The organism is Kribbella albertanoniae, from assembly GCF_004348455.1.
GTDB classification, from domain to species: domain Bacteria; phylum Actinomycetota; class Actinomycetes; order Propionibacteriales; family Kribbellaceae; genus Kribbella; species Kribbella albertanoniae.
Genome location: NZ_SMKA01000046.1, coordinates 1 through 14,830 on the forward strand (window position 1 = coordinate 1; position 14,830 = coordinate 14,830).

Below are 14,830 nucleotides of genomic sequence, written 5' to 3' on the forward strand. Positions count from 1 at the left end.
GGTGTCGGGGTTGGCGAGGGCCAGGGGGTGGCCGAGGTCGCCGCCGCTGCGGAGGCGCTCGTCCAGGGGGACCTCGCCGAGGAGGGGGATCGGGTAGCCGAGGCGGGCGGAGAGGGTCTCCGCGACGCGGCTGCCACCGCCGCTGCCGAAGATCTCGATGCGGTGCTCGGGGCCGCAGTGCGGGCAGGGGAGGAAGGACATGTTCTCGATGACACCGGCGACCCGCTGGTGCACCATCTGGGCCATCGTGCCGGCTCGCTCGGCCACCTCGGCGGCGGCCTCCTGCGGGGTGGTGACGACGATGACCTCGGCGCTGGTCAGCCGCTGGCCGACCGAGATCGCGATGTCACCGGTACCCGGGGGCAGGTCGAGGAGCAGGACGTCGAGGTCGCCCCAGTAGACGTCGGCGAGCATCTGCACGAGTGCCCGGTCGAGGATCGGGCCGCGCCAGGCGACCACCTGGTCGCGCTTCGGCTTCAGCATCCCGATCGAGATCACCTTCACGCCGTGGGCGGGCACCGGCATGATCATGTCGTCCACCGCCGTCGGCCGCTCGTCGGCGACACCGAACATCGCCGGGATCGAGTGCCCGTAGATGTCCGCGTCCAGCACGCCGACGGACAGCCCCTGGCGGGCCATCGCGACGGCGAGGTTCACCGTCACCGAGGACTTGCCGACGCCACCCTTGCCGGAGGCGATCGCGAACACCTTGGTCAGCGAGTCGGCCCGGGAGAACGGGATCTCCTTCTCGGCCACGCCACCGCGCAGTTGCGTCTGCAGGGCCTTGCGCTGCTCGGCCGACATCACCCCGAGGTCGATCTCGACCCCGGTGACGCCTTCGAGTTTGCTCACCGCGGCCGTCGTGTCGCGCCGCAACGTGTCCTTCATCGGACAGCCCGCGACGGTCAGCAGAATCCGGACCGCGACCACACCGTCCTCGCGCACGACGACGGACTCGACCATCCCGAGATCGGTGATCGGTTTCTTGATCTCGGGGTCGAGCACACCACCGAGAGCCGTGGTCACCTGATCAGCAGTGGGAGCCATACCCCAAGGCTACGTGCTCGACGGAAACCACCGGACCACGGTCCCTGTGACCTAGCTCCGGCAAGGCGACCCTTACCCGAGATCCTTTCAGCTGTGACGGAAGGGTTGGCAACGTTGTCACCACCTCGCTATTTTGAGACTCAAGGATCCGCCCGTCCTTGAGGAGATCGCATGAGACGCCCCTCCCGCCAGACCACGCTCAGCCTGCTCGCAGCCCTCGCCGTCGCCGGTGTCGCCGGCATCGCCACCACCGCGATGGCCCAACCCGCCGAACCGAGATCCCCCGTCGTCAGCGCGACCGACGTCGACGGTGACGCGCTGCCGGACGACTGGGAACGCAACGGGTACGACGCCAATGGTGATGGCATCGTCGATGTCGACCTACCGGCGATGGGCGCGAGCCCGGACCAGAAGGACCTGTTCGTCGAGGTCGACCACATGGCCGGCTTCCTCGGACCGATCGTCGCGTTCGACCGCGCCGTCCAGGTCTACGCGACCGCGCCGGTGTCGAATCCGAACGGCAGCACCGGCATCCGGCTCCATGTCGACCTCGGACCGGCCGGAGGGACGAAGTACAACCTCGGCGGTGGAAACGAGGTGCCCTATGCCGCGAGTCTCACCACGTCCCAGGTGTACGCGGCCAAGGCCACCCATCAGACCGCGGCCCGGGCAGCGGTCTTCCACTACTTCCTCTACATGGACCGGTACAACAACGGCTGCGGCGGCTACGCCTTCGGGGTCCCGGGCGACCTGGCCATCGTCGCGATGAGCCCGGTGTGCACGAACCCGACCGAGAACACCTGGACCGGCGTCTTCATCCACGAGTTCGGCCACCTGCTCGGTCTGCATCACGGCGGCGCCGACGCTACGAACTTCAAGCCGAACTACCTGAGCGTGATGAACTACGCCTTCAGCAACCGCGGCGTACTCCGCGCTGACGGCAGCAGCCCGTACTTCGGCTACCAGGAGTCCGCTCTGCCGCCTCTGAGCGAGACCAGCCTGTCCGAGCCGCGCGGTCTCGGCACACCCTCAGCCGACGAGTGGCGCACCATCTACGAGTGCCCCAGCGGCACCCAGACCACCAGCGGCCCGGCCGGTCAACCGATCGACTGGAACTGCGACGGTGACACCACCGACACCGCTGCCCAGGTCGATCTCAACAACGACGGCCAACTCACCCAGCTCAACAGTCACGCCGACTGGTACGCACTCCGGTACGGCGGCGGCGCCGTCGGCGACCCGGTCGGAACCGCCCTGAGGGTGGTTCAGAGGCCGGGGGCGCCGTAAACGGGGAACCAGCGCGCGAGATCGGATTCGAGCCGCAGGTCGGTCCCGAGCAGGGACTTGATCTGCAGCTCGGATGCGTTGTCCCGGCGGTCGGCGCCGACCGGGACGAACGGATACCAGGAGCCGCGCTTGTAGAGGTAGACCAAGCCGAGTGACTTCGACCCGTTGCTGAAGTTCACCAGGGTGCACAGCAGTGCGGAGCCGAAACCTGCGTCGACGAGCGACGTGTTCACCCCGTGCAGGTCGGTGACCAGGCCCTCGAGGTTGTCCGGAGTGGTCTCGCGGACCAGCCAGGTGAAGCCGTAGGAGTCGGTGACGGAGGAGAACTTTCCGTTGTCGAGGGCAAGTAGTTTGTCGACCTCTGCCCGCAGTGCGGTGAACCCACCGCCCTCGGCGGACTTGAAGCAGACCGAGCCGGTGCCGGTCGCGTGCCACCCACCCGCGGTTTCCAGGGTGATGGCAGCGGACGGCAGCGAGAACAGCTGGTCGAGATTCGGCGGGACCGCTTTGCTGCGGCCGAGCAAGATATCGAGGAAGCCCATAGGTCTAAGCTTGCTCGCCGAGCTCGCGGGACAGCACACCGAGCCGGTCGAGGCGTGTCTCCAGCGGCGGGTGGGTGGAGAACAGCGACGACAGCGAGACGCCCTTGCCGGAGATGGCCGGGGCGAAGAAGAACGCGTTGAACGCCTCCGCCTGGCGCAGGTCGCGGGACGGTATTCGGGCGATGTCGCCACTGATCTTGGTCAGCGCCGAGGCCAGAGCCGATGGTCGGCCGGTCAGCATGGCACCGGCTCGGTCCGCGGCCAGCTCGCGGTAGCGCGACAGCGCCCGCGTCAGCAGGAACGAGATCGCGTACACCGCGGCGGACACCGCAACGATGGTCAGCACGATCACGGCCGTGTTCTGGTCACGCCGCCCGCCGAGCCCGCTGTACAGCCCGAAGCGAGTGATCAGCCCAGCCAGCACGCCAAGGAACGACGCGATCGTCATCACCGCGACATCGCGGTGCGCGACATGGGACAGCTCGTGGGACAGCACGCCCTCAAGCTCGTCCGCGTCCAGCCGGCGCATGATCCCGGTCGTCACGCAGACCACCGCGTTCTTCGGATTCCGCCCGGTGGCGAACGCGTTCGGCAGGTCGACATCGGCGATCGCGACCCGTGGCTTCGGCATGTCGGCCAGCGCGCAGAGGCGGTCGATCGCGCCATGCAGCTGTGGTGCCTCCTCCGGCGTGACGATCCGGCCGCCCATCGCGTAGAGCGCGATCTTGTCGGAGAAGAAGTACTGGACGAACAGCGCGCCACCGGCGATCAGCACCGCGATCACCGCGCTCTTCGTCAACGCGATCAGGGCCGCGACGAAAGCGACGTACAACAGCCCCAGCAGGAAGCTGGTCACGAGCATCCGCCTGCTCAGTCCCCGATCGGGCGCGAACCTGCTCTTCATCGTGACCTCCTTCCGTTGCCTGTCACCGAGATTAGCGCGGCCCCAAAGGAGCCTCGCGGTCCAGCTCGGCCAGCAGGGATTTGAGCTCGGAACGCAGGAAGTCGCGGGTGGCGACCTCGCCGACCGCCATCCGCAGCGACGCCATCTCGCGGGCCAGGAACTCCATGTCCGCGCGGGTCCGGGTGTCGATGTCGCGGTCCCGTTCGTACTGGACGCGGTCGCGGGCCTCCTGCCGGTTCTGCGCGAGCAGGATCAGCGGAGCGGCGTACGACGCCTGCAGGCTGAGCGCGAGGGTGAGGAAGATGAACGGGTAGGTGTCGAACCGCAGGTTCTCCGGCGCGAAGATGTTCCAGACCACCCAGAACACGATCGTTCCGGTCATGTAGACCAGGAACTTCCCGGTACCGAGGAACCGCGCGATCCGCTCCGACAGCCGTCCGAACGCATCGGCGTCGTACGCGGACCGGATGGCGAGGGTACGGCGCAGCTCCCGCGGGATGTCCAGGCGGTTGGCGGCGCGCGAGCGCCGGTCGTCGGTACTGCGGTCGTCACGAGCCATCGTGGTCCACCTCCTGCGGTTGGTCGGTTTCACGCCAGTCAGCGGGCAGCAGATGGTCCAGTACGTCGTCGACGGTGACTGCGCCGAGCAGTCTGCCGTCCTCGTCGAGCACTGGTGCCGCAACCAGGTTGTACGTCGCGAGGTACTTGCTGACCGCTACCAGGCTGTCGTCCGGCCGCAGTCCGTCCAGGTCGGTGTCCAGAGCGGCGGACACCAGCTCCGACGGCGGTTCGCGGAGCAGGCGCTGGATGTGGCCGACTCCGATGAACCGTCCGGTCGGAGTCTCCAGTGGTGGCCGGCAGACGTAGATCATCGCGGCCAGTGCCGGACTGAGCTCAGCATTGCGGACATGAGCGAGAGCGTCGGCCACAGTCGCGTCCACCGGCAGGATGACTGGCTCTGACGTCATCAGACCACCAGCAGTGCGCTCCTCGTACGTGAGCAGCCGCCGCACGTCCTCGGCTTCGTCCGGTTCCATCAGCGTCAGCAGCCGCTCTGCGGTGTCTGTCGGCAGCTCGGCGATCAGGTCGGCCGCATCGTCCGGTGACATCTCCTCCAGTACGTCGGCAGCCCGCTCGGTGTCCAGACCGGCCAGGATCTCCACCTGGTCGTCCTCCGGCAGCTCCTCGAGTACGTCGGCCAGCCGCTCGTCGTTGAGTGCCGCAGCGATCTCCTTACGCCGCTTGGGCGACAGATCATGCAGTACGGCGGCCAGGTCGGCTGCACGCATTGAGTCGAACGCAGCCAGGATGTGCGTGGCCCCCTGACCCTCCTCGACCTGCGCGAACCCGCTCACCTCGGACCAGTCGAGCACATGCGACTGCCCGCGGCGCCGGAACCGCTTGCTGCCTTCGCGGACCGCCACCTTCGACAGCACCCAGTCCTTGGTCCGCCACTGCTCCATGGCCATGTCGAAGACCACACCGGTCGTCTCGGTCTCCCGAACGGTGACAGTGCGGTCCAGCATCTCGCCCAGCACCAGGATCTCGGTGGCGCGCTGTTCGAAGCGCCGCATGTTCACCAGACCGGTCGTGATCACGTGTCCGGCGTCGACCGAGGTGACCCGCGTCATCGGCACGAAGATGCGACGCCGGGCGAACACCTCCACCACCAGCCCGAGCACCCGCGGCGGCTGCGTACCCTGCCGCAGCATGGCGACCACATCCCGCACCTTGCCGACCTGATCGCCATTGGGGTCGTAAACAGGCAGACCAGCCAGCCGTGCGACATAAACGCGCGTGGGTCCAGTCATGGTCGAAGGCTAACCCGCAGGCGCTCAGCTCAACTTGCGACGCCGACTGACGCGCCGGTGCAGCGTCATCGGCTTCCGGCCTCGGGTGGTGGCTGGTGTACCAGTCGGTGTCTCGTACGGCGATGCTCCGTCGAAGCCAGTGATCTCACCAGTGGGCTCCAGAACGAGGATGTCCGCTTCAGAACGCCACCGCTCCAGCTGAGTGTCCAGTCCGGCCGCGTTGAGCCGTTCCGTCCGCAGCACGAGCGCAGCGGCCGTCCACTCCTCGGTCCCCGGCTGCAACCGCCGTACCGTCGCTTTCCAGCTCGCCAACCGGTTGGTGGCCGGCTTGGCCGGTACGACGACCTCCGCCGTACCCGCTGTGGCCAGCCCGGGCAGCGGCTGCTCCGCACTACCGTCAGCATCCGCCAGTACGACGTACTGGCCGTCGACCGTGGCAAACCAGGCCGGTGCGGGGCGGCGGCCGCCCCACGTGAGCCAGACGAGTCCAGCCTTCTTCATCGTGGTGGCGATCTCTGTCACAGCCTCCTCGCGGTTCACGGCACCAGGGTGTCACAGTGAGCGATGTCACCGGGCACTGTGACGACGTTTCGCCGTACGCTGCCGGTGACTGGTGGGTAACCAAGGAGGTCGCATGTCTGAGCAGGTCCTGCGGAGCAGAAGGTCGTGTCTGGCCACCCCGGGGTCCAACCCGCGGTTCCTGGCCAAGGCGAAGGGGCTGGACGCCGACCAGGTGTTCCTCGACCTGGAGGACTCGGTCGCGCCGATCGCCAAGGTGGACGCCCGCAAGAACATCGTGGCGGCGCTCAACGAGGGCGGCTGGGGCAACAAGGTCCGCGTGGTCCGGGTGAACGACTGGACCACCGAGTGGACCTACGCGGACGTGATCGAGGTCGTCGGTGGCGCCGGCGCGAACCTGGACTGCATCATGCTGCCGAAGGTGCAGACCGCCGAGCAGGTGGTCGCCCTGGACCTGCTGCTCACCCAGATCGAGAAGGTGCACGGCTACGAGCCGGGCAAGATCGGCATCGAGGCGCAGATCGAGAACGCCCTCGGCCTGACCAACGTGAACGCGATCGCGGCCGCCTCGCCGCGGGTCGAGACGATCATCTTCGGCCCGGCCGACTTCATGGCCTCGATCAACATGAAGTCGCTCGTGGTCGGCGAGCAGCCGCCCGGGTACGACGTCGGCGACGCCTATCACTACATCCTGATGCAGATCCTGATGGCGGCCCGCGCCTACGGCAAGCAGGCCATCGACGGGCCGTACCTGCAGATCAAGGAGGTCGACGGCTTCCGTCGCGTGGCCGGCCGCTCGGCCGCCCTCGGCTTCGACGGCAAGTGGGTCCTGCACCCGGACCAGATCGCCGCCGCCAACGAGGTCTACTCCCCGCGCCAGGAGGACTACGACCACTCCGAGAACATCCTCGACGCCTACGACCACTACACCTCGGCCGCCGGTGGCGCCCGCGGTGCGGTGATGCTCGGCGACGAGATGATCGACGAGGCCTCCCGCAAGATGGCCCTCGTCATCTCCGCCAAGGGCCGGGCAGCCGGCATGACCCGCACCGACCCCTGGCAGCCTCCCACCGACTGACCACAACGTCCGAACAACCGGAGGAGGGCCCTCCGATCCTTCGGACGTTGCAGGTGGCCACTCGCTAACGTCCGAAAGACCGGAGGAGGGCCCTCCGATGCTTCGGACGTTAGGGGTCAGAGGGTGAGGACCTTCAGGATGCGGATGGGGCGGACCGGGGGGCCGTCCTGGTCGGGGTCGGCGATGCCGGCTTTGACCATCCGGTCGAAGGTGGGCATGCCGGCGATGACGTGGCCGAGGACGGTGTAGTTCGGCGGGATGTTGGCGAACGAGTGCACGACGAAGAACTCGCTGCCGTTCGTCCCGGGGCCTTGGTTGCCGTAGGCAACGGTGCCGCGCGGGTAGGTCTCCTTGCCGGTGACCTCGTCGGGGAACTTGTACCCGGGGCCGCCCTCCTCCTGGCGGTAGATGTCACCGCACTGCAGGACGCCGAGCCGGGCCGAGTTCGTCAGCCGGAAGCACTGGGTGGCGTCGTAGAACCGGCTCTTCACCAGATGCACGAAGTTCGAGACGCCGCACGGTGCGTTCGCCCGGTCCATCCGGACGACGAACGAGCCGTAGTTGGTGAAGAAGAGCACGTCGACGGTGCCGCGCGCCTTGGCGATCGGCGACGGCAGCCGGACCGGCTTGGCGGCCGGGTTCTCCGGCGTCGGGGTGAACTCGCACCGGACTACCGGCTTCGGATGGGACATCGGTGCAGCCGAAGCCGTGGCGGTGAACGTTGTTCCTAGCAGGGTGGCCGCGATCACAGCGGCAAACGTTCGCTTCATGGGCACACGGTAGTACCCCGTGCGCTCTGCGCAGAGCTTTGCAAGGAATTGACGCTGGACTCGATCTGATCGCCGTTGCCGCCTAAGGTGAGGCGGTCCGCTGCGGAAGGTGTTTGTTTGTGAACGGCGAGGTACTGGCAGGGCGCTACCGATTGCTCACCCTCTTGGGGCGAGGTGGCGCAGGTGAGGTCTGGCAGGCCGAAGACGTCGTCCTCGACCGGCAGGTGGCTGTCAAACTGCTCCGGAGCCTCGACGGCGATCCGATGGACGCCGTGGCGCGCTTCCAGGCCGAGGCGCAGGCCGCTGCCCGCCTGATGCATCCGAACGTCGTCGCGACGTACGACGTCGGTGCGGCCGACGACCGGGTCTTCCTGGTGATGGAGCTGGTCTCCGGACCGGATCTGGCTCAGCTGATGCGTACGGCGGGGCTGCCGAGCGCCAAGCTGGTTGCGGACATCGCCGTACAGGGCGCACGCGCGTTGGACGCCGCCCACGCGGCCGGCATCGTGCACCGCGACGTGAAGCCGGGGAACCTGCTGCTGGCGCCGGACGGCACGCTGAAGATGACCGACTTCGGCATCGCCAAGCGGGCGGGTGGCGAGACCACCGCGCTCGGAGTCCTACTCGGTACGGCGTCGTACGTGTCACCGGAGCAAGTGACTGGCGGCGCAGCCACGTCGGCCAGCGACTGGTACTCACTCGGCTGCGTCCTCTACGAGCTGCTCGCCGGTACGCCGCCTTTCACCGGAGCGACTGTGGAAACGGTCATGCGGCAGCACCTGGAGTCGCAGCCGGCACCGATCATCCGCAACGACGTCACACCGGCCCTGGCGGCCCTGGTGATGCAACTGCTCGCCAAGAACCCGGCAGACCGCCCAGCCTCAGCCACTGAGGTCACAGCCATCCTGAGCTCCACCGCACACGACAACACGCAGGCGATCGCCCTCCCGCCGATCAGCAACGCCACCCAGGTACTCCACCTTCCTCCCAGGGAAGAAGAGCCCGCAGAACTCGACCGGCCCCGGCGGTCCCTGCCGTTTGCGAAGGTGCTTGTGGCGGCGGCCGTCGTACTGGCTGCTGTTGTTGGTGTGACGTTGCTGAAGGAGGGGGTGAAGGGCGACCCGTCCGCCCAGGCGGGTGGGACGCCGTCGGCACCTGCGGCGAAAGTGACTGCGTCGACCAAGCCGAAGCCCACTGCGACCCCGACTCCGACGCCGAAGCCCTCGAAGACACCGTCGAAGACGCTGACCAAGAAGCCGACGAAGAAACCCGACCAGTACCCGCACGTGGTCGCGCAGCTGCGGCAGCTGGCCGACAAGGTGCGTGCGAGCGGTCAGAACCAGCAGCAGTGGCCCGGCCAGACCCAGCCGAAGAGCAAGGCGCCGGGCCTTGCCGCGCGCGACTTGGACCAAGCGGCCGAGCAGCTCTCCCGCGGGGAGGTCGACGCTGCCCGGGACAACTACGAGGACGCCAAGAAGCGCCTGGTCGAGGCTCAGCGGGAACACCGCTGGCAGCCGACCGCCGAGATCTACATCGGGTTCGCCCAGCTCGACCGGTCGATGCCGCAGGGGGACAGCGGCGACGGCGACGGCGACGGCGACGAGTGAGGCTGCGTCAAGTGAGTTAGGCGACGCCGATCGGGTGGCCGGTGTCACAGCGGGTGTCGGCGCTGTCCCGCGATGCTGAAAACCGCAATACTCACGAGTAGCGCAAACCGGCACCCCGAGGAGATCAAGCGTGAGCAGACTGCAGCAGACCGAGGGGCTGACCGACATTCAGGAGGAGATCCTGAAGACGGTCCGCGCGTTCGTCGAGTCGGAGATCCTCCCGGTCGCCACCGAACTGGAGCACAAGGACGAGTACCCGACGGCGATCGTCGAGGGGCTCAAGGAGCTCGGCCTGTTCGGCCTGATGATCCCCGAGGAGTACGGCGGTCTGGGCGAGTCGCTGCTCACCTACGCGCTCTGTGTCGAGGAGATCGCGCGCGGCTGGATGAGCGTCTCCGGCATCATCAACACGCACTTCATCGTCGCGTACATGCTGCTCCAGCACGGGACCGACGAGCAGAAGCAGAAGTACCTGCCACGGATGGCCACCGGTGACGTGCGGGGCGCGTTCTCGATGTCCGAGCCTGGCTGTGGATCCGACGTTGCCGCGATCAAGACGAAGGCGGTCCGCGACGGTGACCTTTACACGATCAACGGCCAGAAGATGTGGCTGACCAACGGCGGCTCGTCGAACCTCGTTGCGGTCCTCGTGAAGACCGACGAGGGGCAGGAGTCGGTCTACAAGAACATGACCACGTTCCTGGTCGAGAAGGAGCCGGGTTTCGGTGAGGTCGACAAGGGCCTGACGGTGCCGGGCAAGATCGAGAAGATGGGCTACAAGGGCGTCGACACGACCGAGCTGATCTTCGACGGCTACTCGATCGGCGCCGACCAGATCCTGGGCGGCGTTCCTGGTAAGGGCTTCTACCAGATGATGGACGGTGTCGAGGTCGGCCGGGTGAACGTCGCCGCGCGCGGTTGCGGCGTGGCCCGGCGCGCGTTCGAGCTCGGGATCTCCTACGCGCAGCAGCGGGAGACGTTCGGCAAGAAGATCGCCGACCACCAGGCGGTGCTGTTCCGGCTGGCCGACATGGCGGTCAAGGTCGAGGCTGCGCACGAGCTGATGGTGAAGGCGGCCCGCAAGAAGGACAGTGGCTCCCGCAACGACTTCGAGGCCGGTGTCGCGAAGTACCTGGCCAGCGAGTACTGCTCACAGGTGGTGGAGGACTCGTTCCGCATCCACGGCGGCTACGGCTTCTCCAAGGAGTACGAGATCGAGCGGCTCTACCGTGAGGCGCCGATGCTGCTGATCGGTGAAGGCACCGCCGACATCCAGCGGATGATCATCGGCCGCCGCCTGCTGGAGGACTACAAGCTCTAGTTGACCCCTTGCAGGAGGCCACCGGTCAGGACGGCTTTGCCGAGCAGGGTCAGGTCGTGCTGAACGGACTGACCGGCTCGGCGGGTGGTGATCAGGCCGGCGTCGCGCAGGATGCCGGCCTGACGGCTCGCACCGGCCAGAGAGATCTCGCAGCGCTCGGCCAGCACAGTCGTGGTGCAGCCGCCGGCAATCGCCTCCAGCGCGGCTGCCCTCGTCGTACCGAGTAGGGCTGCCAGTGGTTGGGAGCGGCTCTCGGTCGTGATCCGCCGGAGTGTCCCAGGAGCGTGCTGCACCGGGTAGACCAGTACTGGCGGCAGTTCTGGGTCGTGCAGCTTGGTCGGAGTCAGCCAGCAGAAGACCGCGGGCTGCAGCCGGAGGCCGCGGCCGTCCAGGTAGACGTCCCGGTCCGCGAAGCCGGCGATCTCCAGCACTGGTGCGTTCCAGCGCACAGACGGGTGCAGGCGGCCCAGTAGCTGTTCCACGCCGGCCCCTGACAGGTGGCCGACCTGCTGCTGATGGTCCGCCCGGACCAGCGCCCGGATAGAGGCCCAGTACGGCGCGATGGCGTGCTGGTGGTAGCTCCGCAGCGCCTGGCCGAGTCCGCGGACGGCGTCGGCCCGGCCGGACGCCAGGTCTCGCGTCCACGTGGTCGGCGGGCGACGTGTCTCCAGCAGTTCGAGCTCTTGCCGCAGGCGGGTGCGTGAGGTGGACATGACCCGCTCGAGAGCGCTGTCGAAGCTGGTGCTCAGTTCGGCCGGGGTCAGGAAGTCGGGGGAGTAGCCGCGCGGAGGTGCCAGCTGGAGGAGACCGGTGGCCGACCGCGGCAGCAGTCTGCGCGCACGCTCCCGCCAGGTGCCGTAGTGGGTCATCCCGTCCCGCCCCTGCAACTGATGCAGGCTGAGCAGCACCTCCCACATCGGATCCGGTTCGTCGGCGAGTGTCGTCCGCGCCATGTCCTGTCCGGTGAAGTGAATGCGCAACAAGGCGATCGCCTCCCCCTCTCTACACCGCCTCATCGTGCAGACCACCCCCTGTCACGACCCTGTCAGCAGGCGAACGGTCCCCTCCCGGCGGTACCGTTGTGCACCTGGGAGTGGGAGGCCGATGACAGAGCGTGTTGGGGGTGGGGCGGTCGAGGTCCGGCTGCTCGGTGCTGTGTCCGTGCGGATCGACGGCCGCCTGGTTGAGCTGGGCGGTGACCGGGTCCGGGCGCTGCTGGCGGTGCTGGCGCTGGCTCGGGGCGAAGCGGTCAGTACGCCGGTTCTGGCGGAGCGCATCTGGGGTGACGAGCCACCGGCCAATATCGGGCCGAGCCTGCACACGCTGATGACCCGCTTGCGCCGGGCGATCGGCGCCGATCTGGTAGCGACCGGTCCGGCCGGCTACAGCTTGCGGCTGGATGCCGAGCAGGTCGATGTGCACCGGTTCAGTCGCCTCCTGCGCACTGCTGTCCAGACCGACGATCCGACAGTCGAGTACGACGCAGTCCTGGCAGCACTGGCACTGTGGGGTGGCAGACCGTTCGACGGTGCCCGCTCCGGCTGGCTCGACGACAGCGAGACGCCGCGCCTGGTCGAGCAATATCTGGCGGCTGTGGAGCGCCGGGCCGACCTACGCGTCGAGGATCGGCACTATGGCGAGGTTCTGGCCCTGCTGCGCGAGCTGACGGCGGCCAATCCGCTTCGCGAGTCTCTGTGGCTGCGACTGCTCCGGCTCTTGGCCAGAGGCGGCCGCACAGCCGAGGCACTCGAGCTCTACGAGTCAGTCCGGCTGAGCATCGCGGACGAGCTTGGTGTGGACCCAGGTGCCGAGCTGCGCGCGCTGTACGCCGAGCTCCTGACCGGTGCGCCCGAAGAGGCCGAGGTGCTGCGCCCTGTCGTACCGCGTCAGCTCCCGGCTGATCTGCCGACCTTCACCGGTCGGCGCAGCGCCCTGGCATTCCTGGATGATGTGCTCGCCGTGGGCGGGTCTGAGCAGTCCGCAGTGATCGTTGCGATCGACGGGACCGGAGGCGCGGGGAAGACGGCGCTGGCGGTCCACTGGGCCCACCACGCCCGCACACACTTCCCGGACGGCCAGCTGTACCTCAATCTGCGCGGGTACAGCGCAGGCGGTCTGATCGAGCCGCACGACGCCTTGCAGTCCCTCCTGCTCGGTCTCGGCGTACCGAACGACGAGATCCCCGGCGCTCTGGAGGCACGGTCGGCGTTGCTGCGCACGCTGCTCGCGGAGAAGCAGGTGTTGCTGGTTCTCGACAACGCGCGCAATGCGGCCCAGGTCCGCCCGCTGCTGCCGGGCGCCGGTGGATTCGCCATCGTGACCAGCCGCAACCAGCTCCGCGGTCTGGTCGCGCGCGAGGGCGCACGCCGCTTCAGCCTCGGCCAGATGACTTCAGAGGAGTCAACCGAGCTGCTGGCCCGCGTGGTCTCCGGCCGCCCGTACGACGTCGCCCAGCTGGCCGGCTTCGCGGAGCTGTGTGGGCGGTTGCCGCTGGCGCTGGTCGTCGGTGCGGAGCGGGCGAGCCGCAGCCGGAGTGCTGACATCACCAAGCAGTTGGCTGATGCCAGCGATCGGTTGAGCGCGCTGGAGATCGGTGACGACGACCTGAGCAGCGTCCGCGCCGTACTGTCCTGGTCGTACCAGGCACTGCCGTCGGACGCGGCCCGGCTGTTCCGGATGCTCGGTGTCTATCCGGGAGCCGTTTTCGAACCACCTGCGGTGGCTGCGCTGGCCGGGCTCGACGAGGTCGAGGTCGACCACCTGCTCGACGTACTGGTTGAGGCGAATCTCCTGGAGCAGGCGTCCGCTTCGTCGTACCAGCTGCATGACCTGGTCCGGCTGTACGCCGCGGGTCTCGAGGAGCCGTCCGAGAGTCAGCAGGCGCTGGCCCGGCTGCTGGACTGGCTGGCTCAAACCGCACAGGCCGCCAAGCTGGCGCGGGGCGGCCGGCTGCGGTTCGCTCTGCTGCGCAAACCGCTGGACGGCGTGCGGCCGCTCACGTTCGGCTCTGATGCCGAGGCGCTGGCGTGGTTCCGCCGGGAGTGGGCGACGCTGGTTGCCGCTGTCGTCCACGGGGCTGAGCGCGGGCACCACTGGCTCGCGGCAACGCTGGCGAGCGGTCTGTGGGACTACATCGAGCAGGAGCGGTCGCCCACGCCGGCCGCCCTGAATGCGTCAGAGATCGCCGTGCGGTCCGCGCGCGCAATCAATGAACCGCTGCTGGAAGCAGTGCTCGGAAACCAGCTCGCGGTCAGCTACGGCCTCCTGGGCCGGATCGACGACGCGTTGGCGCAGTTCTTGTCCTCATTGACGCTGATGGAGGCGGTGGGGGACCCATCCGGGATCAGCATGCTGCACAGCAACCTCGGGATGACCTACCAGCGCAAGGGCGAGCTGGAGACGGCGCTGCAGCATCTTGAGCAGGCCTTGGAGTACAGCAACGAGGATCGCTCCTACGGCGCCGTACTGAACAACCTCGCGCGCACCCTCTGCGAGCTCGGACGGAACGAGGAAGCCGTCGAGAACGCGCTGGCGGCTGTCGAGCGGCACCGCAGGGTCAACTACCACCGAGGCGTCGCCTACGCCCTCGACACAGCAGGGATGGCCTACCGGCGGGCCGGCGATTACGAGCAGGCGATCAGCTGCCTGGTCGAGTCGGCGCGGTTGTGCAGGGAGTTGGAGCTGGGAGCCGCCGAGGTTCCGACGCTGATCAGGCTGGGCGAGGCGTACGAGGCGGCCGGCCGGTACGACGAGGCTCGGGCCGCTTGGCAGCAGGCGCTGACCGTTGCGGACCGGCAGGGTCCGTCCCAGCACTACGACCGGGCCCGCATTCTCGAGCGGCTGCAGACGGCACCGGCCAACGACGGATGACCACCTGCGCCGGCGGCGCGCTGGGTCGACGGGCGGGGCGGAGCCGGTCGGCCAGCGCACCGCGCGGGCAGGAG

General features: G+C 68.1%; 13 protein-coding genes. 5 read left to right on the plus strand and 8 right to left on the minus strand.

Translation table 11 applies throughout. The annotated features are described in order from the left end of the window. Nucleotides 1-1,047 (minus strand): Mrp/NBP35 family ATP-binding protein (locus E1261_RS13360; protein ID WP_132406376.1); only part of this gene is annotated, 1,047 nt, incomplete at its 3' end. A gap of 171 nt (nt 1,048-1,218) precedes the next feature. Between E1261_RS13360 and E1261_RS13365 the strand changes: the two genes are divergently transcribed. After that, nucleotides 1,219-2,334: a hypothetical protein gene (locus E1261_RS13365; protein ID WP_132406378.1), complete on the plus strand. Its 1,116-nt coding sequence runs from the start codon at nt 1,219-1,221 to the stop codon at nt 2,332-2,334. Here the strand turns inward: E1261_RS13365 and pspAB are convergent. The 5 genes from pspAB to E1261_RS13390 are packed head-to-tail and all read right to left on the minus strand — an operon-like array spanning nt 2,313 to nt 6,131. Further along, nucleotides 2,313-2,876: a PspA-associated protein PspAB gene (gene pspAB, locus E1261_RS13370; RefSeq protein ID WP_132406380.1), complete on the minus strand. Its 564-nt coding sequence runs from the start codon at nt 2,874-2,876 to the stop codon at nt 2,313-2,315. The genes E1261_RS13365 and pspAB overlap by 22 nt on opposite strands. A gap of 4 nt (nt 2,877-2,880) precedes the next feature. Further along, the gene (htpX, locus tag E1261_RS13375; protein ID WP_132406382.1) at nt 2,881-3,780 is read right to left on the minus strand and encodes a zinc metalloprotease HtpX; all 900 of its coding nucleotides are present in this window, start codon (nt 3,778-3,780) and stop codon (nt 2,881-2,883) included. A 31-nt stretch (nt 3,781-3,811) separates the two neighbouring features. After that, a complete protein-coding gene (locus E1261_RS13380) occupies nt 3,812-4,339 on the minus strand; it encodes a DUF1003 domain-containing protein (protein WP_132406384.1) in 528 nt (175 codons plus the stop codon). Beyond that, nucleotides 4,329-5,591, minus strand: coding sequence for a magnesium transporter MgtE N-terminal domain-containing protein (locus E1261_RS13385; RefSeq protein ID WP_132406386.1), 1,263 nt, complete (start codon nt 5,589-5,591; stop codon nt 4,329-4,331). The genes E1261_RS13380 and E1261_RS13385 overlap by 11 nt, the downstream gene beginning before the upstream one ends. Nucleotides 5,592-5,615: 24 nt before the next feature. Next, nucleotides 5,616-6,131, minus strand: coding sequence for a hypothetical protein (locus E1261_RS13390; protein WP_132406388.1), 516 nt, complete (start codon nt 6,129-6,131; stop codon nt 5,616-5,618). 94 nt (nt 6,132-6,225) lie between these two features. On the opposite strand from E1261_RS13390, the gene E1261_RS13395 reads away from it, so the two are divergent. Next, on the plus strand, nt 6,226-7,188 hold the full coding sequence (locus E1261_RS13395) for an HpcH/HpaI aldolase/citrate lyase family protein (protein WP_132406390.1): 963 nt from the start codon (nt 6,226-6,228) through the stop codon (nt 7,186-7,188). Nucleotides 7,189-7,304: 116 nt separating this feature from the next. Here the strand turns inward: E1261_RS13395 and E1261_RS13400 are convergent, their stop codons facing one another. Then, complete coding sequence (locus E1261_RS13400; protein WP_132406392.1) at nt 7,305-7,958, minus strand: peptidylprolyl isomerase; 654 nt, start codon at nt 7,956-7,958, stop codon at nt 7,305-7,307. A 119-nt stretch (nt 7,959-8,077) separates the two neighbouring features. Here E1261_RS13400 and E1261_RS13405 point away from each other — a divergent pair, with 119 nt between their 5' ends. Both E1261_RS13405 and E1261_RS13410 read left to right on the plus strand, forming a co-directional pair. After that, on the plus strand, nt 8,078-9,565 hold the full coding sequence (locus E1261_RS13405; protein ID WP_132406394.1) for a serine/threonine-protein kinase: 1,488 nt from the start codon (nt 8,078-8,080) through the stop codon (nt 9,563-9,565). Between the two features lie 130 nt (nt 9,566-9,695). Next, nucleotides 9,696-10,886, plus strand: a complete 1,191-nt coding sequence (locus tag E1261_RS13410; protein WP_132406396.1) for an acyl-CoA dehydrogenase family protein — start codon at nt 9,696-9,698, stop codon at nt 10,884-10,886. Here the strand turns inward: E1261_RS13410 and E1261_RS13415 are convergent. Next, nucleotides 10,883-11,902 (minus strand): ArsR/SmtB family transcription factor, encoded by a 1,020-nt coding sequence (locus E1261_RS13415; protein WP_238176190.1) that lies wholly within the window; start codon nt 11,900-11,902, stop codon nt 10,883-10,885. The two genes, E1261_RS13410 and E1261_RS13415, sit on opposite strands and share 4 nt — an antisense overlap. Before the next feature lie 88 nt (nt 11,903-11,990). On the opposite strand from E1261_RS13415, the gene E1261_RS13420 reads away from it, so the two are divergent. Then, nucleotides 11,991-14,756, plus strand: coding sequence for an AfsR/SARP family transcriptional regulator (locus tag E1261_RS13420; protein WP_165952485.1), 2,766 nt, complete (start codon nt 11,991-11,993; stop codon nt 14,754-14,756). Nucleotides 14,757-14,830 lie beyond the last annotated feature (74 nt).